This is a genomic window from Shewanella sp. GD04112 (genome assembly GCF_029835735.1).
GTDB lineage: Bacteria > Pseudomonadota > Gammaproteobacteria > Enterobacterales > Shewanellaceae > Shewanella.
This window is the reverse complement of sequence record NZ_JAOEAL010000001.1, coordinates 315,745-339,443: the sequence shown is the minus strand read 5'-3', so window position 1 is coordinate 339,443 and position 23,699 is coordinate 315,745. Positions and strand designations below refer to the sequence as shown.

The following is a 23,699-nucleotide window of genomic DNA, read 5'->3' as shown; positions in this document are numbered from 1 at the left end:
GTGCAGCCCAAGCTGCACCTTTTATGTTCGCGCTAAGCTTAAGCGCTAGTGACTAAGCCAAATCGAACCTATCGGCATTCATCACCTTAGTCCAAGCGGCCACAAAGTCATGCACAAACTTCTCTTTGGCATCATCCTGCGCATAGACCTCGGCATAGGCACGCAAAATCGAGTTAGAACCAAACACCAGATCGACGCGGGTAGCGGTCCACTTCACCGCGCCAGTTTTGCGCTCGACTATCTGATAAAGATTGCTGCCAGCAGGCTTCCAGTTGTAGGCCATGTCGGTCAGATTCACAAAGAAATCATTGGTTAACACACCTACTTTGTCGGTAAACACACCATGACCTGTACCGCCATAGTTAGTGCCTAACACCCGCATTCCGCCAACCAGTACTGTCATCTCATGGGCAGTTAACCCCATCAGTTGAGTACGATCGAGCATCATCTCCTCGGGCTGAACCACATAATCCTTTTTCTGCCAGTTACGATACGCATCGTGCAAGGGCTCAAGCACGGCAAAGGATTCCACATCGGTCATTTCCTGCGTCGCATCGCCACGGCCGGGGATAAAGGGCACAGTCACTTTCACTCCCGCCTCGTGGGCGGCCTTTTCAATCGCAGCGGCGCCGCCCAGCACGATTAAGTCGGCGATGCTGACTTTTTTACTTAGGCTTGCCTGCAGCTCAGTCAATACTTTAAGCACCTTCTGCAGCCGCTCGGGTTCGTTCGCCTGCCAATCCTTTTGCGGTGCTAAGCGGATCCGCGCGCCATTGGCGCCACCACGGAAATCCGAGCCTCGGAAGGTGCGGGCACTGTCCCACGCCGTTGCTACTAACTCGGATACGCTGAGTCCCGACGCTAATAATTTCGCCTTCAGGTCGACAATCTCACTGGCATCTAAGCGATAATCGACGCTTGGGATCGGGTCTTGCCAAAGCAAATCCTCATTCGGCACTTCTGGCCCCAAGTAGCGGCTCTTCGGACCCAGATCGCGATGGGTTAACTTAAACCAAGCTCGGGCAAATACCTCGGAGAAATAGGCGGGGTCCTGATAAAACTTCTCAGAGATTTTGCGATACTCAGGGTCCATCTTCATCGCCATATCCGCATCCGTCATGATGGGATTAAACTTGCGATTCGGATCGCCCACAGAGACGACTTTATCTTCCTCTTTGATATTAATCGGTTCCCACTGCGAGGCGCCCGCTGGGCTTTTTTTCAATTCCCAATCGTAATTTAACAGTAGGTGAAAATAACCGTTATCCCATTGAGTGGGATGAGTCGTCCAAGCGCCTTCTAGGCCACTGGTCACGGCATTTGCGCCAATGCCTGGGCCTTTTTTGTTGAGCCAGCCTAAACCTTGAGCCTCAAGATCTTCGCCCTCAGGCTCGGGGCCAAGATCCTGCGCCTTGCCATTACCATGGCACTTACCCACAGTGTGGCCACCCGCGGTTAAGGCCACTGTCTCTTCATCATTCATCGCCATTCGCGCAAAGGTGACACGCACATCTTGGGCGGTGCGCAGGGGATCGGGTTTGCCATCGACCCCTTCTGGATTCACATAGATCAGCCCCATCATTACGGCGGCCAAGGGGTTTTCAAGGTCACGCTCGCCCGAGTAACGGCTGTTGGGATTTTCCGTTGGCGCTAACCATTGTTTTTCAGAACCCCAATAAATGTCCTTCTCTGGGTGCCAAATATCCTCGCGGCCACCAGCAAAACCATAGGTTTTTAGGCCCATAGACTCGTAGGCCACATTGCCCGCGAGGATCATTAAATCCGCCCATGAGAGTTTATTGCCGTATTTTTTCTTAATCGGCCAGAGTAAACGGCGCGCCTTGTCTAAGTTGGCGTTATCGGGCCAGCTATTGAGTGGGGCAAAGCGTTGATTGCCCGTTCCCGCGCCGCCACGGCCATCGGCGACTCTATAGGTCCCGGCCGAGTGCCATGCCATACGGATCATCAGGCCACCATAGTGTCCCCAGTCGGCGGGCCACCAATCTTGGCTGTCGGTCATTAAGGCATTGAGGTCGCGCTTCACTGCGGCGAGATCTAAGCTGTTGAAGGCTTCGCGATAGTTAAACTTAGGATCCATAGGATCCGTCTTCTTATCGTGCTGGTGCAAAATATCGAGGTTAAGTGCCTTCGGCCACCAATCCATATTGTTGCTGGCGACCGCTGAATTTGCCCCATGCATCACGGGGCATTTACCTTGGGAGCTTTGAGTCTTGTCCATTGAATATTCCTTTACTTAGCTTGCACTAACGGGAGTAGCGCGCCCTAAAACTCTTGCTAGACACACTACGGTCAAAACGAGAGCCTTCACAGTTTGCCAAGGCTTATTGGCAATCTTGTGACAGCAGAAAAGACAAATTTGGTAACAAAGACAATGCCATCACTAAGGATTGGCCTAACAATTAACCCTAGGCTACATTCGCTAAAACACAATCGAAATCGGCTAAAAGTCGCTATTTTGTGAGCCCATGCAGGATTAAAAATTAGCCAATTGAGGATATCAAAAACGCTAACAATGAACAAAAAAGCCGCACATTAATGTGCGGCTTTATTAGATTGAGTGTCGAGCGATTAGCTGAGCGTCTCTAGCTCGCCATTTCGCCAAGGCTCTATCACAACTTTAATGTGTGGATTCGGTTGCATTAATTGCTTGAATGCCCCCGATACACCATCCATCCCCACTTTACCCGTGAGCAGCTTACGCCAAGGAATAGTACCTTGGGCTAATTCCGCTAAACAGGCGGCAAATTCCGCCGGCTGATAATAGTAGGAGAAGCGCATATCCAATTCTTTGACCGTGGCATAGGCGTAATTGATATTGGCATTGGCAGTGTGAATGCCCGTCACCACTATCGTCGCCTTGGCGGGCGCGCGCTGCACAAAACCTTCGATAAGCCTGTGGATACCGACACATTCGAATATGACCAAACGCTTACCCGCAGCAAGCTCGGCGGCGAAGGCGACTTCGTCCTGCTCGCTGGGGTTCACTGTATGAGTCGCCCCAAATTCACGGGCTAATTGCAATTTATCGCCCTGTAAATCCGCCGCCACTATCTTTGTCACGCCTTGTAAGTGCAGCGCGGAGATCGCCGCCAGACCAATAGGGCCGCAGCCCACAACCAGCGCCACATCCCCGGCCTGCATATCACCCCGATTCACCGCATGCAATCCCACGGCTAAGGGTTCAGTCAGTGCCACGGCCTCCGGCGGTAAATGTTCAGGCACAGGCATCAATAGGGCTTCATCGAGAATAAAATATTCAGAATAGGCCCCATTCATCCCAGGCGTGACTCCTACTCCCGCACCATTTTGGCTCATCAGAATGGGAACAGATGTCACCCGAGTGCCAAGCGCTAAGGCCTGCTGGGTCTGTGGACCAAACTCGACAATTTCGGCACAAAACTCATGGCCGAGCATCACAGCGGCATGATTGTCAACACCTTCGGGCATGACCCCAAGCTTACGATAAAAATCAAACACTTCACTGTAGTGACGAGTGATATGAATGTCCGAACCACAGATCCCACAGGCGAGGCTACGCACTAACACTTGGCCCGCCTGCGGCTTAGGTTGCTCGACCCGTTGCAGGCTGACGTCGCCATCCTGCATCACAATGGCATTCATCATGCTCATAGCGGGCTCCTATTCTGCATCGCTCATGCGGGCTAAGGCACCGGGCTTGATATAACGCGGCTTAATTCCCTGCGCTTTTGCTGCCGCCAAGAGCGCCTGCTCAATCCAGCCTGCATCCATAATAAACATGAAGTTACCATCGGCATCGAAGTTAACGTTCACCCCAGTAATCACCATCACCCCATCGGCGCCTTCAGAATCCGCTGGGCAATGGAAAGTGTGGATAGAACCGCCTGGCTCATACAAGTAGCTACCCGCGGTTTGCGGTTGGTCTGGGTATTCAAGGTAGTTCCAGCGACCCGCTAAGGTATAGAAATGCACCACACCCGTGTGGAAATGCTTAGGTAAGGTAATACCCGGCTTAAACTTAGCGCGGATCACCCAAACCCCGTTTTCAGGGTCTAAAAATAACGGGTACACATCAACGCCCGGTAAAGCATCTTTGATGATCTGTTCTTCATTGGTGTTGAGGGTTAATAAAAAGTCTTGATGATTAATCACTTCTGGTAGAGCCATGTTTGCATTCCTCATTGTTGTTATTGTGTTGTTGGGTCGAGCTACCACTACCCCAGCAGTGGATATTTAAAGTTTTCAAAGCCGTCGGAGGCGTTCACTGTGCAGCCATTGATGCAGTTGGCCTCGTCACTGACGAGAAATGCCACCACATCGGCAATCTCATTCGGTTGGGTAAATTCTTGGCGCATTTGTTCTTTGCGAATGTGTTCCCACAATCCGAGCGCTTCGTATTGGCGCAGCATAGGCGTATCGACTCGGCCCGGCGCCACGGCGCAGACCCGCACGCCAAGCGGCGCATACTCTAGCGCGGCGCATTTGGTCATCATGTCGACGGCCGCTTTACTGACGTTGTAGGTAAAGGTCATTTCTGAGGCGAGCTGCGCGTAAACTGACGAGGTATTTAAAATCACGCCCCGAGAGCCTTGGGCTTGGAATTGACGGCCACCGGCGAGGATGCCGTGGTACACGCCCTTTTGGTTCACATTGGTGACAGGTTCAAAATCATTAATAGGATCATGCTGTAACAGCGGTTTAGCCAAACCGATGCCGGCGTTATTGATCAGAATATCGAGCTGGCCAAACTGCTTGGCCGCCTGCTTGACCATGGCCTCAACTTGGCTGTAATCAGTCACATCGACACTAAAAGTGACGAGCTTGTCGCTGGGGACATCGTTAAACACCTTGAGCGCATCGACGGACAAATCGGCGGCGACAACCCTAGCCCCTTCGGCAAGCAGTTTACGAATAATAGCCTGCCCTATGCCCCCGGCAGCCCCCGTCACCACGGCGGTTTTATGTAATAAACGCATAGCTGTCCTCTGTTTGTATTTATTCATTTAATTATTAAGACGATGTTAATTTAGACGCTTAATTACTCAGCATCTTGACTTTTTACGAGCCAAATTTGATATTTTACGAGTCTTATAACAAAGTGAACTAAGCGTCCCATGTACCTAGTCCGAAGTGGTGCCGTCGCTCAATTTGAGCAATTAGTCCTAGAATTGGGGCAAAACCCCATTGAAATGATCCAGCAAGCGGGGCTGCGACAGGCGCAGTTTCGCGATCCCAATACCTATATCGCCTATCCACGCTTAGCCGAATTATTGGAAATTGCCGCCCAGCGCTGCCAGCAGCCCTTGTTTGGCTTAATGTTGGCGCAGCGGCAAACCTTGCATGTACTTGGAGATCTGCCGATGTTGGTGTCGCACACGGCCACAGTGGCCGATGCCCTTGCCCGAGTGAATGACTATCTGTATTTACACGCCTCTGGGGTGTCATTGCAGCTACAGCCACAGACTGACATTGTGCGACTGGCGCTGTTGATCAATGTTCACAGCCCTAGCGGCATAGAACAACTGATGCAAATGAGTGTGGCGCAGCTGGCGATGTTTGTCTCGAGCCTGCTCAATATGAATATCAGCAACATTCCTTTGTATTTGTGCCAGAACAAACCTAGCGGTTCTGAGCCACAGCGCTTTATCCAGCCAGTGCGTTTTCGCGAAGCCTTTGATGGCGTGGTGCTCAAAACCTCACAACTCTTGGGGCGTAACTATCACGATGAAGAGGCACTTAACCGCCACCTCCAGTCGCACCTGCAATATTTACAGAGCCGCTACCCCGACAACCTTGCCGACCAAGCACGGGACTTAATCCATCGGTTGCTCCCCACGGGAGAGTGTTGTATCGAACGGGTATCGACGGCGCTGGGTTTACACGAACGCACCCTACAAACGAGGCTGAAAGAAACGGGGCAAAGCTATCGACAATTGCTACAGGATGTTCGGCAAAACATCGCCCAGCAGCAACTCAGTTATGGCACGCAAACCATCACCGAACTCGCACTGCAACTTGGGTATGCCGAAGTCGCCGTATTTAGTCGCCACTTTAAAACTTGGACAGGATTTTCCCCAAAACAATGGCAGCAGCAGTATCGTAAGGGACAAATTGAGAATTGAAGATTGAAGGCTGATAAAAAAAGCCCCGCTAAGTTGCCTTAGCGGGGCCTTATTCATTCACTGTGCAGTCACTTTATCACGACCACAACCACCATTAGCCGCGGCTAGCGCGCTTACGGTCGTTTTCAGTTAAGTGTTTCTTACGAACACGGATGCTCTTAGGTGTTACTTCAACTAATTCGTCATCATCGATAAACTCAAGCGCTTGCTCAAGAGTTAAGGTGATTGGAGTAGTCAGTACTTGAGCTTCGTCAGTACCAGAAGCACGCATGTTAGTCAGCTGCTTACCTTTCAGACAGTTAACTGTCAGGTCGTTAGAACGTGAGTGGATACCCACAACTTGACCTTCGTAAACTTCAGCAGCGTGGCCGATAAACAGACGACCGCGGTCCTGCAGACCGAACAGTGCGAATGTCAGCGCCTTACCAGTCGCGTTAGAGATCAATACGCCGTTAGCGCGTTGACCGATATCGCCACCTTTGTGCGGACCGTAGTGATCGAATGAGTGGTAAATCAGACCAGTACCAGAAGTTGCAGTTAAGAACTCAGTTTGGAAACCGATTAAGCCACGGCTTGGGATGATAAAGTCAACGCGCACGCGGCCTTTACCGTCAAGCTGCATGTCTTTCATCTCAGCTTTACGTACACCCAGCTTCTCGATAACTGTACCTTGATGTTCTTCTTCAACGTCAACGGTCAGGGTCTCGTATGGCTCACACAGTTCGCCATCGATGGTTTTTAAGATAACTTCTGGGCGAGAAACCGCTAATTCGTAACCTTCACGACGCATGTTTTCGATCAGGATAGATAAGTGTAATTCACCACGGCCAGATACCGCGAAACGGTCTGGGCTGTCAGTTTCTTCAACACGGAGTGCCACGTTGTGCACTAATTCCTGTTGCAGACGCTCAAGAATGTTACGTGAAGTCACGTACTTACCTTCTTTACCTGCGAAAGGTGAAGTGTTGACTTGGAAAGTCATGGTCAGTGTTGGTTCGTCAACTGACAGTGGTGGCAGCGCTTCAACATTACCTGCAGCACACACAGTGTCAGAAATTTTCAGCTCGCCTAAACCGGTAATAGCCACGATGTCGCCAGCGTTTGCTACGTCAACTTCGGTACGCTCTAAGCCCATGTAACCTAATACTTGGCCCATTTTACCGTTACGAGTCTTACCATCAGCGCCGATCACGGTCACTTGTTGGTTAGTCTTGATGCTACCACGCTTGATGCGGCCAACACCGATAACACCCACGTATGAGTTGTAATCGAGCTGAGAAATTTGCATCTGGAATGGACCTTCAGCGTCAGCTGCAGGTGAAGATACTTTTTCAACGATAGTTTGGAACAGTGGCGTCATATCAGTGCCAACTTCATCCGGATCTAACGTTGCGAAGCCGTTTAACGCAGAAGCGTAAACAACAGGGAAATCTAATTGCTCGTCAGTCGCACCTAAGTTGTCGAACAGGTCGAATACTTGGTCGATAACCCAATCAGGGCGAGCACCAGGACGGTCAATCTTGTTGATAACAACGATTGGTTTTAAGCCTTGGGCGAACGCTTTCTTGGTTACGAAGCGAGTCTGTGGCATTGGACCGTCAACGGCGTCAACCAGCAGTAATACTGAGTCCACCATAGACAGTACGCGCTCAACCTCACCACCGAAGTCGGCGTGGCCTGGGGTGTCTACGATGTTAATGCGGTAGTCGTTCCACTTGATGGCAGTATTCTTTGCCAGAATCGTGATCCCACGTTCCTTTTCAAGATCGTTGGAGTCCATCACCCGCTCAGTAGCTTCTCCCCGGGTTGCAAGGGTTCCTGATTGCGACAGCAGCTTGTCAACCAGGGTCGTTTTGCCATGGTCAACGTGCGCAATAATGGCGATGTTACGTAAATTCTCTAGCACGGATAAACCTCTTACCATCAAACAAAAATAGGGATATTTCAATATTCGTTATAGCAATCTACGTTGAGTCGCCATAAAAAAGCGTGACATTCTACTCCAGAGCGGCCTCGCCGCACAGGATTATTTTTGAACACTTATAAAACAATTTTTTGAGCACTGTGCTCAAAAGGTACTCTCTTGCCCGAGTCAAATAGCCTAAATGCACCGTTAATGCGCAGGCGATTCGCCAGTTTATCTTGTCATCAACTAAGCTAAGCAGCTGAATTCACTGTTTTTCACTCAGTCCTACTTTTATCGCTCGGCCCAAAGCCGCCATAAGTATAGTCAATCCACGCCATCCAGCCGTGATGCGCCACAGTGGGCCATAAAAATAAGCGCAGCAGGCATCAGTTAGCGGTTTCTGCGGATGCCTTTGGCCTCAGTTTCAACAAACTCTATTCCACATTGCGAACAACGCTCTTAATGATCTGATAATTAAGCACTATTCAATATAACCAGCCATAACCGCCCCGCGAAAAACAGCTTAGGTTGCCACAGTTTTGTGACATTATTGCGGGCGATTGAAATAGTGAGCTTGCACGGTTCTCTCGCCACACTAATGTGCTAAATTCGTTGTGCTTTGTTTGGTTTCGAATCTTGTCAAAAGCCAGAATTGAGATATTAATCCGGCTTGCCTCTGTGCTTAATGGGCCGACGAGTTCGGGATAAATGGGCGTTGCGAGATTGCACTCAAGTTGCTTGCACTAAAATGGTGTTGTGACGGTGCGCACCAAAATGGATTAATGCACCAAAATGCCACATGCAAACGCACCAACATAGTGCAACACGAAGTGAATTGTTGTGCACTAAAATATATAGCCTTTGATTATCAACACCTTAAATTGTTGGCATAGATATCGCTATATAGCTTGTAAGTTTGGCTCAAGCGCGACTTGAGTTAAAAGATTATAGAAGGGACATCCCTTTACCCTACCGGAGACTTGAGAATGTCAGTTGAATCAGTTTTAAAGCAACTTGAAGAATTAGAAGTTAAGTTTGTTGATTTACGTTTTACCGACACCAAAGGTAAAGAGCAGCACGTATCTATCCCTGCTCATCAGGTAGACGCTGATTTCTTCGAAGACGGCAAAATGTTTGACGGTTCGTCAATCGCTGGCTGGAAAGGCATTAACGAATCAGACATGGTGCTGATGCCAGACCCAACCACGTTTGTATTAGACCCATTCACCGAAGAAACCACTGCCCTGATCCGCTGTGACATTCTCGAGCCAGGCACTATGACTGGTTATGACCGCGACCCACGTTCTATCGCGAAAAAAGCGGAAGAATACTTACGCTCTACCGGTATCGCTGACACTGTATTAGTTGGACCAGAACCAGAATTCTTCCTGTTCGACGACGTACGTTTCGGTACTGACATGTCTGGTTGTTTCGTGAAAATCGACGCTAAAGAAGCGGCATGGAACTCTGGCACTAGCTACGAAGGTGGTAACACTGGTCACCGTCCATTCGTGAAAGGCGGTTACTTCCCAGTTGCTCCTGTTGACTCATCACAAGACTTACGTAGCGCTATGTGTTTAGTGCTCGAAGAAATGGGGCAAGTCGTTGAAGCTCACCACCACGAAGTGGCGACTGCGGGTCAAAACGAAATCGCAACTCGCTTCAACACTCTGACTAAGAAAGCGGACGAAATCCAAATTCTGAAGTACGTAGTACACAACATGGCTCACGCCTATGGTAAGACTGCGACTTTCATGCCTAAGCCAATCGTTGGCGACAACGGTAGCGGTATGCACGTTCACCAATCTCTGTCTAAAGACGGTGTGAACCTGTTCGCAGGCGACAAATACGCTGGTTTAAGTGAAACTGCACTGTACTACATCGGTGGTATCATCAAGCACGCTCGCGCGCTGAACGCTTTCACTAACCCAAGCACTAACTCTTACAAGCGTTTAGTACCACACTTCGAAGCACCAGTGATGTTAGCTTACTCAGCACGTAACCGCAGCGCTTCAATCCGTATTCCAGTGGTACCAAGCCCTAAAGGCCGTCGTATCGAAACTCGCTTCCCAGATCCACATGCAAACCCATACTTAGGTTTCGCAGCGCTGCTGATGGCGGGTATCGATGGTATCCAAAACAAGATCCATCCAGGCGAAGCTATGGATAAAGACTTGTACGATCTGCCAGCTGAAGAAGCGGCTGAAATCCCACAAGTAGCGACTTCATTAGAAAATGCGCTTGAAAACCTGCAAGCTGACCACGAGTTCTTAACTCGCGGCGGTGTATTCAGCGAAGATTTCATCCAATCTTACATTGCACTGAAATCTGCAGAAGCTGAGCGTGTAAGCCGTACAACTCACCCATTAGAGTTCGAGATGTACTACAGCCTGTAATGGCTAACGGCATCAATTAGCTGCACAACATCTACCAGCCCCGACGGTCTTCTGTCGGGGCTGTTTTGTCTCTATCGCACAGTGATTCCCAATTATTCCCCTGCCTATTCAACACCTCTACACGCATACACTCCGACCTCTCGTTGTTATCTGTCCATTTGTTGTCGCCTCGTGATTTGGGGTGCATAAAAAAGTAAAGGCTTTGTAAATCCAATTAAGAACTATTCTCGATTACAACTATAATAATGCGTCTTTTTTGGAGCCAAAAACGGAATACTCCCTATTCATATTCAGTTAGCGCATTGAATACAACCCATTAAAAACGCTTTCTGGGTCGCGAGGAAAGGCACCACAGTGCAGTCCTTTTGGCTTCTCATGTACCTATTGTTTTTGATGGAGAATACTATGCCTAAGTCTATCGGGCCGATAAGCCTAGTCGCCGCCGCAGTTATCTGCCAACTGGGGCTTGTTAATGTGGCAACAGCCACTGAAAACGATATGGAGCGCATGGTGGTCTCCGCCACCCGCTCACCAACCCAAATCAGCGATCTCTCCAGCACTGTGTGGATCATTGACGAAGCCAGCATTCGCGAGCAAACCGATAGCGGCAAAGGTATTAAGGAAATGCTCGCCGCCTTAGTGCCGTCGATGGATGTATCCAGCCAAGGGCGCACCAACTTTGGCCAGAATATTCGCGGTCGCGCCATGGTGGTCCTAATCGATGGCGTGTCGATGAACACCTCCCGCAGCATCAGCCGTCAGTTAGACAGTATCGATCCATTCAATATTGCCCGCATCGAAGTGCTCGCTGGCGCGTCGGCTATCTATGGCGGTGGCGCACTGGGCGGTGCCATTAATATTGTCACCAAAAAAGCGGCTGACAGCAGTGATACCTTCGAAGCCGAGGCAGGATTCAAGTCCGGCTTTAATAGCAGTGATGATTTAGATTACCGCACCGCGCTGGCGGTGACCGGAGGCAGCGATTCGCTTAAAGGGCGCTTCAGTGCCGCTTGGCAGGAAAACGGCCAATGGTTTGATGGCAGTAGCAACCCTGTGATGCTGGACATTACCCAAACCGGAATGCAGTACACCCAAGGTTATGATTTAATGGCGAATATGGATTGGCAGCTTGCCAATGACGCCAACCTCAGCGCCATGGCACAATACTATCGCAATGGTTCAGACGATGAACATGGTCTGTACATGGGTGAGAACTTCTCCGGCGTCACTGGCGATGCCTCAGTGCTCGAAACCCGTAAGGGATTAGACGCTGACCGCAGCCCCGCCACCGAGCGCACTTTGCTGAATCTGTCCTACTCCCAGAATGAGTTTCTTGGTCAAACCCTGTATTTACAAGGCTTTTATCGCAAAGAGAATCTGGATTTCCATCCGTTCCCCTATGTCAATGAAACCAGCGGCGTCTACAACTTCTCAGCATCGGCCCAAAACACCAGCATCTATGGTTTGAAGGCAGTCGTGGAATCCAAGCCCGTCGATAGCCTCACTCTCACTTGGGGACTGGATTGGGATAAAGAAAGTTTTGATTCGAGCCAAATGAGCTTCGACCTCGATGCCGCCAACCAACACGGCGGTTTAGTGATGCGCGAGCTGTTCACTACCGGCCGTTATGTCGACTTTTCGGTCGAATCCATTGCTGCATTTGTCCAAAGCAGTTGGGAGATGAATAGCTTTTTGGTGCTAAACGCAGGCTATCGTTATCAACACATGGAAAACAGCGTTGATGATTTTATCGGTTATAACCAACAGGTGGCGATTGCCTCTGGCAAAGCCAAGGGAGCCGATGCCATTAAAGGCGGCAGCACTGACTATAACATAGGGTTAGTCAACCTCGGCTTGGTGGCTAAATTGAGCCAAGACCAACAACTCTGGCTTGCCTATTCCCAAGGCTTTGAACTACCAGACCTATCGAAATACTATGGCCGCGGCACCTACAAGGCCGATGCCGACGGTTACTTACAGCTGCAAAACAGCATCAATATCAATGATACTCGCCTTGATGGGATCAAGACCGACTCCATGGAACTGGGATGGCGTTATCTTGCAGACCGTTGGCAGGCGCAAGCCAGCGTCTATTATGCCGTGTCTGACAAGGTCATTGAGGTCAACAGCAAAGATCTGACCATCAATGTCAAAGACCAAGATAAGCGCAGCTATGGACTAGAGGCACAACTGAACTTTGATATCACCTCCGACTGGCAAGTCGGCACCAACCTGCATCTGGTGCGCAGTGAAGTGAAGGATGAGAATAATTGGATCGATGAAACCGTCACTTATGCCTCGCCCTCTAAGGCCACCGCCTTTATTGGCTGGCGCGGCGACACACAGAAGATCCGTTTACAGGCTGAGCACAGTTTTAGCGCCGAATCTGACTATCGCTTCAAAACCAACGATGGCCTAGCGAGTGAGCTTGATAGCTATACGACGCTGGATTTACTGGGCTCTATCGATTTAGCGGTCGGTACCTTGAGCTACGGCATCGAAAACCTGCTCGATAAAGACTACAGCACCCTGTGGGGCCAAAGAGCGGTGTACTTCTACAGTCCGACCTACGGTCCTGAGTCTATGTTCGACTACCATGGCCGTGGCCGCACCTTTGCCCTCAATTATCAACTGAGTTGGTGATAACAGGCTAAAAGGTATCAATCACTTGTGTTCAGCCTTCCCTTAAGGCGGGTTGAGCAAATGCCACAAACAAAAAACGGTCCACTTGGGACCGTTTTTTATGCTGATACATGCAGGATCAAGCTGATTATCTGCAACGACCAAGGCGCGAACCCGTGGTCATGACTTTGTTGCAATCTTTTTTGCTGACTTTCTTCTCGGCGCTGCTTGCTACCGTCGAATCGGTATCAGTATCACTGACCGAGGCGCAGCCACTCAAACCTAATACGGCAACGGGTAACAGTATCGCAATCCATTTTTTTAGCATTTGATTCATCCTGATTAACTAGTAATTTTGGCCTTGGGTGTTTGCATAAAACCCAGACTGCGTAAGCTAATCAATAAACGAACGAGGCACAACGTTACAAACGAGCCTAACTAGGTAAATACACCTTTCTACTGACGTGCTCTCGCCGTGCGGCTAATACACCTAAACAGAAGCGATCATGTTAACAAGAGTCACATCGTCCGAAATCAGATGCAGAATAGACTCAAGCACTCTTGTTAACCGTTACCCAAAACCCAAAAAGAGTTTATTTCCAATCCCTTCTTGCGCTTATGCGAATGACTCGCTAGCTTGAGCATGTCCATGCTGCATGATTGACTCCTCTCATTTGGGCGCTCCTAATGACTCACCAACACAATGATAAAAATAACAATAGGCGCTTAGCTATGTGGCAAAAACTCAAACCCTATCAAGACTCTATTGTGCTGCTCAGTGCATTATTACTTGGCGGCATGATCGGCATCTATTGGCCATCCTTGGCGCTCAAGCTCAAGCCCCTAGGGCAAATCTTTTTAAATCTGTTGTTTATGATTATCGTGCCCTTAGTGGCAATCAGCGTAACCTCATCGATTGCCCGCATGACGGACTTAAAAAAGCTTGGGGCGATTTTAGTGTCGATTATGGGCGTCTCGATTCTGATGGCGATTATTCCCGCCGTCGGCATCACCTTACTGGCACTGATGTTTGATCCAGCCCAAGGCGTGACCCTCGATCTTAATCAAACCGTTAGCGACACCTCGGGGAAGATGGATTTTGTGGCGCTGCTGACCACCAATGACTTTTCTGGATTACTCTCCAAATCCAATATCTTGGCGCTTATCATCATGTCGGTGATTGCCGGAATCGCTATAGGTCAATCGGGAGAAGATGGCCGTAAAGTCTCGGCACTACTCGACAGTTTTAATACCGTCATCATGAAGATAGTCGCCATTATTATGCTGGCCGCCCCCGTCGGCCTTGGCGCTTACTTTGCTTCCACCATGGCGAGTCAAGATCCGCAGCTTGTGGTGACCTTTGCCCGCGCCGTGGGATTATTTTTAGTAGCCTGTTTTATCTACCTCACCGTCGGCTCCACCTTTTATGCCTGGCTTGGCGGCGGCATGCACGGAATTAGACAATTTTGGCGCCACGCCCTCGAACCCGCAGTGACAGCATTAGGCACGACTTCCTCCCTCGCAACCCTGCCCGTCACCTTAAGGGCGGCGCTGAAGATGGGAATAAAACCCGAAATCGCCGATATCAGCCTGCCACTGCTGGTGAACTTGAATAAGGGCGGCGCATCCATTATCACTGCACTGAAGATTGTGTTTATCTACTCTCTGCTCGGGTTAGATTTCACGGTCGATGTGTTTATGGTGACCATACTCATCTCCGTCCTATCCGCCTTCATCATTGGTGGCGTGCCGGGCGGCGCCTTCCTCGGGGAGATTTTTATCGTCACCACCTTAGGGTTACCAATGGAAACCATCCCCATTCTGGTGGTGATAGGCGCCATTACCGACGCACCTTCCACCGTGATAAACGTCGTCCACGATCTCAATGCCAGCCAGATTGTTGAACGCCTCAATCGCAAAAGGCTTGAGCCATAGGGCTGTAATTGCCGAATAATTGACAACGAAACGCATCTGATTAGAATGCCAAACCATTGAAACAGAGCACATTTGTGCCGAGTAAAATCAGCTATGCTACCGCAGTACCAGAACACTGAGTCGATCAAACGAGTCAGCCACATGGAAGCGATGCGTTTTTTCAAACATAAACAATGGAGTGGTTATGCGTTGGTTGGCTTGGTTAGTTGTATGCGGGTATCTCAGTGGATGCGCAGCGGTAACGTCGAGAATGGGAGCAGATTCAACCTGGGGTCACTCTTTTTCGAGTGTGCAAACAGCTGTCGATAATGGCGAGGAGTGTGTGGTGATATCCGCGATATCCGCTCCGCCTCTGCTGCTGTTTACTATCCCTCTGACACTAGTGGATATGGGCGGCTCACTGGTAGTCGATGCAGTGATGCTACCCGTCGATTTGGCTATCACCCCAAGCAATCCTGAGCTTCGTACACCGCGTTCTATGTTCTGCCGCTATAACTACAGCATTTAAACATATTCGCCAGCCATAAATGACCTTAGCCTCAACCCTGAGGCTAAGGGGTAATGTCATATCGGCATAGGGGTGCAACTAGGTCACCTTAGCGCACCCCATTCGTAGCCGCTTCGAGCAAGCCCTGTTCAATCCGTTAACGATGGGCTTTTATCACCTCCAGCAATTTCGCGATATCGGCCTCATCGTTATAGATATGCGGCGATACGCGTATTCCTAAACTGCGGGCATCGACACTGATATTCGCCTCCGCCAACGCCGCCATGATGGGGGCTTGGCGCTCGCCAAATTGCAGGATCAAGGTGCCACTGCGCTTATCGGCTTCCCGTGGCGAGACCAACTCATGCTCCAATGTTTGGACGACTGTCTCCATCAACTGCAAGTTATGTTCACGCATCGCCTGTGAGCCAATATTGGCAAAATATTGAATGCTGTGGGCGGCAATCGCATAGGGCGCGATAGAAGGCGTACCGCCCCAAAACCGTAGCGCAGTTGGGTGATAGCGGAAATCATGGATATCAAACTCAAAGGGATTTTCATGGCTAAACCAACCCACATCCTGCGGCTGGCACTGGGGCAAAATAGCCGGATTGACCCACAGATACGCGGCTCCCGGGCCTGAGCATAACCATTTCACACTCGAACCAATCATAAAGTCCGGCTGTAGTTTGGTTAAATCCAGCGGCAAAATTCCTGCCGATTGCGCCACATCCACAAGACTCAAGCAGCCGCGCTCACGGGCAAGGGGAATGATCTGCGCCAATGGCGCCTGCTGACCAGTATTAGAATAGGCATGGCTGACAAAGACTAAATCGACATCGGCACAAATATGCGCGTCCCACACGTTGGGGTCGGTGACATCTAAGCCCTTGGGAATAAAGCGCAGCTCACAGCTTGCGGGCAATGCCTTTTTCAGGGCAAACCCAATGCTGGGAAAATCAATCTCGCTCATCAGCACCACGGCGCCGCTATCTCGCGTAAATCTATCGAGGGACATCACAATTTTGGTCAAAGCGCTCGATAGGTTTACCTGCGGGCAAAAGTCCTGCGGCTGACCATTAAAAAGGCTCGCCAGCGCCGCGGTAAAGTTATCGATGACGCCCAACCATTGACCCCAAGGCTCGCGGCCAGACTCCTGCCAAGGCGCAAAAAATGCCTGCTTAAACGCCTGCTCGGTCGATTTGAGTGGCCGCCCCACTGAATGGTTGAGCAAATAGCCTGGGCCTGCGAGGCAAAAGTCTTGTTTTACATTTAGCAGCATGGCCTTACCTTAAACTGTCTTTGAGTTTTTTCAGATCGTGATAACGGGTGCGAATATCGCTGCGCAATACCGCGGCGCGTCTATCCCTTAAGCGCTCGAGGGAGCCAAGCAGTACATGCAACGGTGGGCCGCTGGCGGTGACCTTGGCTAAATGTTGCTGCTCCATATTCACCGAAGGCTCGGCAATGTATTTAGTCACCAACTCATTGTGGTGTTGAATGGCGGTTTCGCCATGCAATTCACAGACTTCGATAAACAGCTTAAGGTTTTCCTGATACCAATCCTGCTGCACGCAGGCCTTGGATTGTAAAAAGTCATCCATCAAATTCGGACGGCGCATACACTCCCGCAGGATTTGTTGATCCTCTGGCATCATGTATAAAAACTTATCCACCAGCATTTGCGAATAGGCCGATTCGTTGGCAAAACATAGACCTAGAGTTAAATCGATAACGTTAATTCCGGCAAAGTCGCCAGCATTGGCGCCGCGATACACCACTGAGCCAACCCGATAGGGTTTGTAATAGGGGCGCACGCAATAGAAGAAGCGGTCGGTATCTAAACGTTTGAATAACTGCTGGTTTGACTCAATCACATCCTGCAATGCTTGCTTGGCGACCCGCAGCAAATCGTGGCTAATAGGATGAGAGATCCCCAAGGGCTGAATTTTTAATAAGGCATCGCTGGCACGCTTATAGGCCAAGATGCCCTTAGTGTTGTAATCCACAAACAGCTTCTCGTCGGGCAGATCGGTAAAGCGTTTGTAGATACCATTGTGGGCACGGTTATGGGTGGTCAAATGAGCAGTAGCAAAGCGTGGCGTCACACCGATGGAGGCGCCGATATGCATAGCGAGCGCCGACGCCTCGACCAGTGGCGAAGTGGTTTCCCGCGTCGGCTCGGTAATCTCATGGCGACGACAGGCGGCCATATACAGGCCGACATTCCCTAGTAGATCGAAGGCACTGTCGAAGCCTTCATCGGTATTGCCTTCATCGAGCAGCGCCTTAATCAGCTCACGCCCTTCACTTTCTAATGTTTGCTTAAGCTCGGTGCCGATATCTTGCACATTGGCGCGGTCGGTCTGCTGATAATAAAGCTGTTCGAGCAGGGAGTTGAGTTCCACAAAGCGACTGCGGATCCACTCATCGAAAGCTTCGGTGTTATAGGTGGCAGGTTTCACTTGGACATCCTTGGAAATTGTTATGGTTATTTTTACCGGAGCAAGTACTGATAGACGCGTTTTTACTTGGCTACTGGCGTCTTTAGCGTATCCGAGTTAACAAGAATGCAACTTCTGCACGCGCGTTTCTAGCGCTAGCTCAAATTTATGAAAAATCCAATGCCACTTTTTATTTACACCTTGCGCCAGCGCAAGTTCTCAAATCCATTCCCCTCGCACAATAGCGCCAAATATAGCTAGTCCTAATGCAAATCGCGCGGCAGGTTCCGCAGGGGTGAATCAAATGATTTTAATGGAGTTTATTGTCGTACTCGGCTGTTTACTGCTCGGTACCCGCTATGGCGGTATGGGGCTAGGACTGATAAGTGGTATTGGCTTATTTTTACTAACATTTGTGTTTGGTCTCGCCCCCGGACAACCGCCCGTACAGGTGATGCTCACCATTCTTGCGGTGATCGGCTGTGCCTCGGTGTTACAAACCGCAGGTGGTTTAAATGTGATGATGCAGTTTGCCGAGCGTTTACTGCGCCGCCATCCACAGTACATCACCATTCTGGCGCCACTCACCACTTGGACCTTAACCTTTTTATGCGGAACCGGCCACGTGGTTTACACCATGTTTCCGATCATCTCCGATATCGCCCTGAAGAAAAATATTCGTCCAGAACGCCCGATGGCGGTGGCCTCGGTCGCCTCACAAATGGCGATTTGCGCTTCCCCAGTGTCGGTCGCCGTGGTCTCTATGGTATCGATTTTGGCGGCGCAGCATGGTGTCGGCCATGCCTACAGCATGCTGGAAATTTTAATGGTGTCTGTACCAGCATCCCTTTGCGGTGTGTTAGTGGCGGCACTCTGGAGCCTGCGTCGTGGTAAAGATTTAGATAAGGACGAAGAGTTTCAGGCGCGAATTAAAGATCCCGAACAAAGGGCGCTTATCTACGACAAGAGCGAGACTCTACTGGATCAAACCTTTCCTAAGGAAGCCTATTGGGCGACGGGGATTTTCTTCACCGCTATCGCCGCCGTGGTGTTACTTGGCTCCTTTAGCGAACTGCGCCCAGTGTTTGAGGTGAAGGGCAAACTGGCGCCGCTATCGATGAACTTAGTAATCCAGATGATGATGTTGATCGCTGGTGCTTTTATCTTAATGAGCTGCAAGGTCAAACCCACAGAAATTGCCAACGGCCCAGTGTTTAAAGCTGGCATGGTAGCGATTTTCTCGGTATTTGGCGTGGCTTGGATGAGTGATACTTACTTTATCAGCCATATGGATGTACTGAAGGAAAACCTCTCCCATTTGGTGCAAAACCAACCTTGGACCTATGCCTTAGTGCTGTTTTTAATCTCAAAACTGGTCAACAGCCAAGCGGCGGCGCTCACGGCTATCGCGCCCATGGGCTTGGCCTTAGGTGTCGATCCTAAGTTGTTGATTGCCTTTTTACCCGCAAGCTATGGTTACTTTGTGCTACCTACTTATCCAAGCGATTTGGCCTGTATCGGCTTCGACCGAACAGGGACCACCAAAATTGGTAAGTTCATCATTAACCACAGCTTTATTATCCCGGGATTGATAGGCGTGGGCACAGCATCGACCGTCGGTTATCTGCTGGCAACCACCTTACTGTAAGCACGGTTTGAGGCGATAAAACACATAAGGCCGATAACGTGAAAACGTTATCGGCCTTATGCTTGAAACAAGTGAAAGTTAAGCGCGATACATGGCGAGGAACATACGGATATTGGCATCAATGATCTCTTGCCGCTGCTCATCGTGATTTTTCAAATGGAACAATTTCGGCCAAAAGGCGAAGGCCTTAAACATGCCCCAAAACTGGGTTGCCGCCAGTGGAATATTATCGATTTTTAATGCCTTATGGGCCACGGCTCCGGCAAGCCACGCCTCTAATCCACCTTCTTGCTTAGCTAATCGTTCCATGGCCTCGGTCGCTTGAACCGGTGAACGAATAAACTCGGCCATCACTACCCTTGCCACTCGCAGGAAATCCGGTTGCTGATACAGCTCCCAGCAGCGACGCGCAATCTGTTGCAATTGTGATTCGAGGCTCTGCTCAGGATTAAATGCCAAGGTGGCCGCTTCCTTAGTGCGCGCCCACAGGTCACCAGTTGTCGCCTCGAATAACACTTCTTTGCTGGGGAAATGATTGTAAACCGTGCGCTTGGAGACATTGGCACGCTGGGCAATTCTATCCATGCTGGCGCCGGCAAAACCATTGACCATAAATTCTTCCTGTGACGCGTCGAGGATCGCCAAACGCTTCAGTTGGGAATGTGTCAGTTTTACTGTTTTTTCTGCCATTGTGGTATGCCATCAAAATATTTGCCGAGATTTTACACTATTGAGTTTACTTTTGCACAGCCTTGAGTAAACTACACTGTGTAGTTTACTTTTATCAAGTTTACGATGCGACTCAAAATCACCTTGGCCATACTGTTACTCGGGAGTGTTATTATGACCTTAGATCCCAACACCATTCAAACTGCCCCAACTCAGGATCAACGCTTTCGTAATGAAGCGCCGAACGCTCACAGTGGTGAAGGTAATTTACCTGCTATTTTATGGCGTTACGTCACTGAACGTATTCCCGATAAGACTCCGAGCCAAGCGCTACCTATTCAGCCCATGCAACTGTCCGCCACGGCGGGGGCAACGCCTATGCTGTATAAAATCAGCCACTCGACTGTGCTGTTACAGCTAAACGGCCAGTATTGGTTAACCGATCCTGTGTTTTCAAAGCGCGCCTCACCCAGCCAATGGTTTGGTCCAAAACGTTTTCACGCTCTGCCCATTGAGCTCGAGAACATTCCGCCGCTCGCTGGGATTATCTTGTCCCACGATCATTATGATCACTTAGACAAGCAAAGCGTAGTGGCGCTCGCTGCGCGCACTCAGAAGTTTATTGTGCCACTGGGTGTCGATAAACATTTGATTGCTTGGGGGATACCGAAGGAAAAAATTATCACCCTGAACTGGTGGCAAGCAACCGAACACCAAGGTGTGCGCTTTACCGCCACCCCCGCACAACATTTTTCGGGCCGAGGACTGAAAGACAGAAATCAAACCCTGTGGGCATCTTGGGCTATTCAATCCCCTGAATTAAATATCTTTTTCAGTGGCGACTCAGGCTATTTTGATGGTTTTAAAAAGATTGGCGATAAACTGGGCCCCTTCGACCTCACCTTAGTCGAAACTGGTGCCTACGATGAGATGTGGGCCGATATTCACATGCAGCCTGAGCAATCGCTGCGGGCGCATTTAGATCTTCAAGGTCAATACCTTATCCCAATCCACAACAGCAGTTTCGACTTAGCGCTGCACAGTTGGTACGAACCCTTAGAGCGGATTGCCGCGGCGGCGAAAGCCTATGCAGTCCCCCTGCTGACGCCTGAGTTTGGTCAGGGGATTAACCTCAATGATCTAGCCCACAGCCCAGCGCTCAATCAAGGGTGGTGGAAGTCATACTTACCCAAAGACAGACCCGAGTTTGAAGTAGTTCCAGTCAAACTCGCCTCCAATAAATAGTCATAGAAGTATCTCCTTAGCGGCGCTTCATCAGTGCGCCGCTAAGGCTCCTACCCACCTTAAGCACAACGAAAGTATTAAGCTCCCGGTAAACAGCCCGTACGCCTAGACGTTTTTAGCGACATCAGCATACAATCCGACCTTGTATCCTGCTGAATCAATTTATCTTTTGAGAATGTCGTACTAAAGATGGTGAAAGGTTTTTGTTTATTGATACTCGCAGCGAGCCTAGTCTGCGGCCTTGGTTATCTCGGCTACCACGGGCTAACTCGTTATAACTTAAATACGGACTTCCAAGTGGGTGATGTACTCGACTCACTCAATGGCGTCGAGATTTATTATAACGGCGGCGTCAACACTAACGAGGGGCGCAACCTCTCCCTCGACGGCTATAACCTGGGTATCAAATACCAATGCGTAGAGTTCGTTAAACGTTACTTTTATCTGCGTTATCAACACAAAATGCCCGACAGTTTCGGTCACGCCAAAGACTTCTTCAATGACCTGTTGCCCGATGCGAGCTGGAATGAAAAACGTGCCCTACGGCAATATACCAATGGCAGCCAAAGCAAACCTATGGCCGATGATTTACTGGTATTCGCGCCATGGATATTTAATCCCTACGGCCATGTCGCGATTGTCGCCAGCGTCACTGAGACTAGTATCGAAATTGCCCAGCAGAACCCCGGCCCTTTTGCGCCGTCACGGGAGATTTTCCCCTTAGTGCAACGTGAAGGCCTGTGGTATATCGATGCCCCGCGTACCAAGGGTTGGCTACGCTGGGAAGCTCCTGCGACCATGATTGTGGCGGGAGAGGTTGAGGAGAACGTTGAAGGAAGTACTGAGGGGAATCCCCAAGCAAACCAACAAGCGACTCCACTTAAACGCTAAGAGTGGGAGGACAAAAATGGGACTACTCGACTGGCTAAAACGACACCTCGGCCCTAAGGCGAATACAGACTCACAGGCAGCGGATCTCCAAGCGATTTTTAATAAGCCCTTACCTCGCCTGCTTTTGCCCAGCCATCAAGTTTATCCCATCGTCACCCCCGCGATGCAGCCAGATCTCGCCGCCTATCAAATACATTGCTTGTTGAGTAACCAAGATAAACCGCGACTCGATGCCCTGCTCACCGAGATGGCATTCGCGCCTGTTGTTGAAAAGGATGCAGCATCGAGTAAGCTGTTGCACCATGCCCAAGAACCAAGCCATGTTTTTCTACATCAATATGCTGATTTTGCAGGAGTCTGCGTGCTACTCATCAGCAATGATATCGCGCTGCTGCAACGACTAATCGGCTTTAAGGCCGCGCCACCAGCACCGTGGGAAAGCTTTCCTGATGTCGATCCTGATACACTCGGGAGTCTGCAGGGCAATATTGAGTTTTGGTGCGATACGTTTTGGCGGCCCTACTGGCTATCACTCAGTGAGGCCGAGCGCAGTCAGTACCCCGCGAATTGGCATGAATTCAGTGAGTTCCACTAGCAGCGTTAAACGGAGGTCAAAATGAAGCTCAAATTTATCACGCTCGCCATGCTGCTTTTTATTCTTGCAGGGAGCCTAGTGCCAGAACAGCCCGTCATCCCAGTCAAAGGCGCCAGCAATAAGGATTGGAATAGCCAAACCTTTTGGTATGAACCCTGGGGCAGCTCAGGCACCCACAAAGGCATTGATATATTTGCCGCGGCCAATACGCCCGTAATCGCACCAACGCCGTTGTTACTTCTGTATAAAGGGGAGTTTTTTAAGGGGGGTAAGGTGATCGTGGGACTCGGCCCGAAATGGCAAATCCACTATTTTGCCCACCTCGACAGCCTTAACGCATCGACAGGGTTATTTGCGGGACGCGGGGATGTGCTAGGTACTGTAGGCACAACGGGGAACGCCCAAGGCAAACCGCCCCATTTGCACTATTCCATTTTAAGCATGCTACCCAGACCTTGGTTAATCGACACTTCAACCCAAGGATATAAAAAGGCGTTTTACTTAAATCCAATCGACTATTTAGACCCTAAGTAAAAGGTTGGTCGGTTAAGCATTCCCGTTGGCAACGACCTCAGCGGGTTGTTCAACGGGTTGAGTCACCTCGGTTTCTGCCGCGATAGCCTGCGCCGCTCGCTCGGCTTTAGAAACGTATTTAGGCTTATTGCTGCTATGCAACTTGGCATTGGCTTTTTTCGCCTTCTGTTTAAGCGTTTGGTTAATCTTCTTTTTACGGTTCATA

General features: G+C 49.9%; 20 protein-coding genes. 10 read left to right on the top strand and 10 right to left on the bottom strand.

Features of this window, described 5'->3' with window-relative positions; translation table 11 throughout:
• Positions 1-52: 52 nt before the first annotated feature.
• The 4 genes from katG to N7386_RS01600 all read right to left on the bottom strand — a co-directional run bounded on the left by katG (position 53) and on the right by N7386_RS01600 (position 4,976).
• Positions 53-2,239, bottom strand: a complete 2,187-nt coding sequence (gene katG, locus N7386_RS01615) for a catalase/peroxidase HPI (RefSeq protein WP_279766842.1) — start codon at positions 2,237-2,239, stop codon at positions 53-55.
• A gap of 350 nt (positions 2,240-2,589) precedes the next feature.
• A complete protein-coding gene (locus tag N7386_RS01610; RefSeq protein WP_279766841.1) occupies positions 2,590-3,651 on the bottom strand; it encodes a zinc-binding dehydrogenase in 1,062 nt (353 codons plus the stop codon).
• A gap of 9 nt (positions 3,652-3,660) precedes the next feature.
• Positions 3,661-4,167 carry a 2,4'-dihydroxyacetophenone dioxygenase family protein gene (locus N7386_RS01605; RefSeq protein ID WP_089068692.1) on the bottom strand — a complete coding sequence of 169 codons (507 nt, stop codon included), beginning with the start codon at positions 4,165-4,167 and terminating at the stop codon, positions 3,661-3,663.
• Between the two features lie 47 nt (positions 4,168-4,214).
• Positions 4,215-4,976, bottom strand: a complete 762-nt coding sequence (locus N7386_RS01600; protein WP_086903233.1) for an SDR family oxidoreductase — start codon at positions 4,974-4,976, stop codon at positions 4,215-4,217.
• 138 nt (positions 4,977-5,114) lie between these two features.
• On the opposite strand from N7386_RS01600, the gene N7386_RS01595 reads away from it, so the two are divergent.
• Complete coding sequence (locus N7386_RS01595; protein ID WP_086903234.1) at positions 5,115-6,122, top strand: AraC family transcriptional regulator; 1,008 nt, start codon at positions 5,115-5,117, stop codon at positions 6,120-6,122.
• 94 nt (positions 6,123-6,216) lie between these two features.
• Here N7386_RS01595 and typA read toward each other — a convergent pair whose 3' ends face one another.
• Positions 6,217-8,028: a translational GTPase TypA gene (typA, locus tag N7386_RS01590; RefSeq protein ID WP_011715535.1), complete on the bottom strand. Its 1,812-nt coding sequence runs from the start codon at positions 8,026-8,028 to the stop codon at positions 6,217-6,219.
• A gap of 986 nt (positions 8,029-9,014) precedes the next feature.
• On the opposite strand from typA, the gene glnA reads away from it, so the two are divergent.
• A complete protein-coding gene (gene glnA, locus N7386_RS01585; protein ID WP_011715534.1) occupies positions 9,015-10,424 on the top strand; it encodes a glutamate--ammonia ligase in 1,410 nt (469 codons plus the stop codon).
• 405 nt (positions 10,425-10,829) lie between these two features.
• The gene (locus tag N7386_RS01580; RefSeq protein WP_279766840.1) at positions 10,830-13,067 is read left to right on the top strand and encodes a TonB-dependent siderophore receptor; all 2,238 of its coding nucleotides are present in this window, start codon (positions 10,830-10,832) and stop codon (positions 13,065-13,067) included.
• A 127-nt stretch (positions 13,068-13,194) separates the two neighbouring features.
• On the opposite strand, the gene N7386_RS01575 is transcribed toward N7386_RS01580, so the two are convergent.
• Complete coding sequence (locus N7386_RS01575; RefSeq protein ID WP_181382208.1) at positions 13,195-13,374, bottom strand: hypothetical protein; 180 nt, start codon at positions 13,372-13,374, stop codon at positions 13,195-13,197.
• Between the two features lie 404 nt (positions 13,375-13,778).
• Between N7386_RS01575 and N7386_RS01570 the strand changes: the two genes are divergently transcribed.
• Together N7386_RS01570 and N7386_RS01565 are read left to right on the top strand one after the other, a co-directional pair.
• On the top strand, positions 13,779-14,981 hold the full coding sequence (locus N7386_RS01570) for a dicarboxylate/amino acid:cation symporter (RefSeq protein ID WP_086903237.1): 1,203 nt from the start codon (positions 13,779-13,781) through the stop codon (positions 14,979-14,981).
• 184 nt (positions 14,982-15,165) lie between these two features.
• Positions 15,166-15,489 carry a YceK/YidQ family lipoprotein gene (locus tag N7386_RS01565; RefSeq protein WP_220054436.1) on the top strand — a complete coding sequence of 108 codons (324 nt, stop codon included), beginning with the start codon at positions 15,166-15,168 and terminating at the stop codon, positions 15,487-15,489.
• A gap of 136 nt (positions 15,490-15,625) precedes the next feature.
• Here the strand turns inward: N7386_RS01565 and N7386_RS01560 are convergent, their stop codons facing one another.
• Together N7386_RS01560 and N7386_RS01555 are read right to left on the bottom strand one after the other, a co-directional pair.
• The gene (locus N7386_RS01560) at positions 15,626-16,750 is read right to left on the bottom strand and encodes an aminotransferase class V-fold PLP-dependent enzyme (protein ID WP_279766839.1); all 1,125 of its coding nucleotides are present in this window, start codon (positions 16,748-16,750) and stop codon (positions 15,626-15,628) included.
• Positions 16,751-16,754: 4 nt separating this feature from the next.
• Positions 16,755-17,933: a monodechloroaminopyrrolnitrin synthase PrnB family protein gene (locus N7386_RS01555; RefSeq protein WP_279766838.1), complete on the bottom strand. Its 1,179-nt coding sequence runs from the start codon at positions 17,931-17,933 to the stop codon at positions 16,755-16,757.
• Positions 17,934-18,216: 283 nt separating this feature from the next.
• Between N7386_RS01555 and N7386_RS01550 the strand changes: the two genes are divergently transcribed.
• Complete coding sequence (locus N7386_RS01550; protein ID WP_279770941.1) at positions 18,217-19,560, top strand: anaerobic C4-dicarboxylate transporter; 1,344 nt, start codon at positions 18,217-18,219, stop codon at positions 19,558-19,560.
• 78 nt (positions 19,561-19,638) lie between these two features.
• Here the strand turns inward: N7386_RS01550 and N7386_RS01545 are convergent, their stop codons facing one another.
• Complete coding sequence (locus N7386_RS01545; protein WP_279766837.1) at positions 19,639-20,250, bottom strand: TetR/AcrR family transcriptional regulator; 612 nt, start codon at positions 20,248-20,250, stop codon at positions 19,639-19,641.
• Positions 20,251-20,403: 153 nt separating this feature from the next.
• On the opposite strand from N7386_RS01545, the gene N7386_RS01540 reads away from it, so the two are divergent.
• The 4 genes from N7386_RS01540 to N7386_RS01525 all read left to right on the top strand — a co-directional run bounded on the left by N7386_RS01540 (position 20,404) and on the right by N7386_RS01525 (position 23,494).
• Positions 20,404-21,474, top strand: a complete 1,071-nt coding sequence (locus N7386_RS01540; RefSeq protein WP_279766836.1) for an MBL fold metallo-hydrolase — start codon at positions 20,404-20,406, stop codon at positions 21,472-21,474.
• A gap of 189 nt (positions 21,475-21,663) precedes the next feature.
• The gene (locus N7386_RS01535; RefSeq protein WP_279766835.1) at positions 21,664-22,365 is read left to right on the top strand and encodes a CHAP domain-containing protein; all 702 of its coding nucleotides are present in this window, start codon (positions 21,664-21,666) and stop codon (positions 22,363-22,365) included.
• Positions 22,366-22,381: 16 nt separating this feature from the next.
• Complete coding sequence (locus N7386_RS01530; protein WP_279766833.1) at positions 22,382-22,960, top strand: hypothetical protein; 579 nt, start codon at positions 22,382-22,384, stop codon at positions 22,958-22,960.
• Between the two features lie 21 nt (positions 22,961-22,981).
• A complete protein-coding gene (locus N7386_RS01525) occupies positions 22,982-23,494 on the top strand; it encodes a M23 family metallopeptidase (protein WP_279766832.1) in 513 nt (170 codons plus the stop codon).
• A 12-nt stretch (positions 23,495-23,506) separates the two neighbouring features.
• Here the strand turns inward: N7386_RS01525 and N7386_RS01520 are convergent, their stop codons facing one another.
• A complete protein-coding gene (locus N7386_RS01520) occupies positions 23,507-23,698 on the bottom strand; it encodes a DUF2986 domain-containing protein (protein ID WP_011627483.1) in 192 nt (63 codons plus the stop codon).
• Position 23,699: the final 1 nt, after the last annotated feature.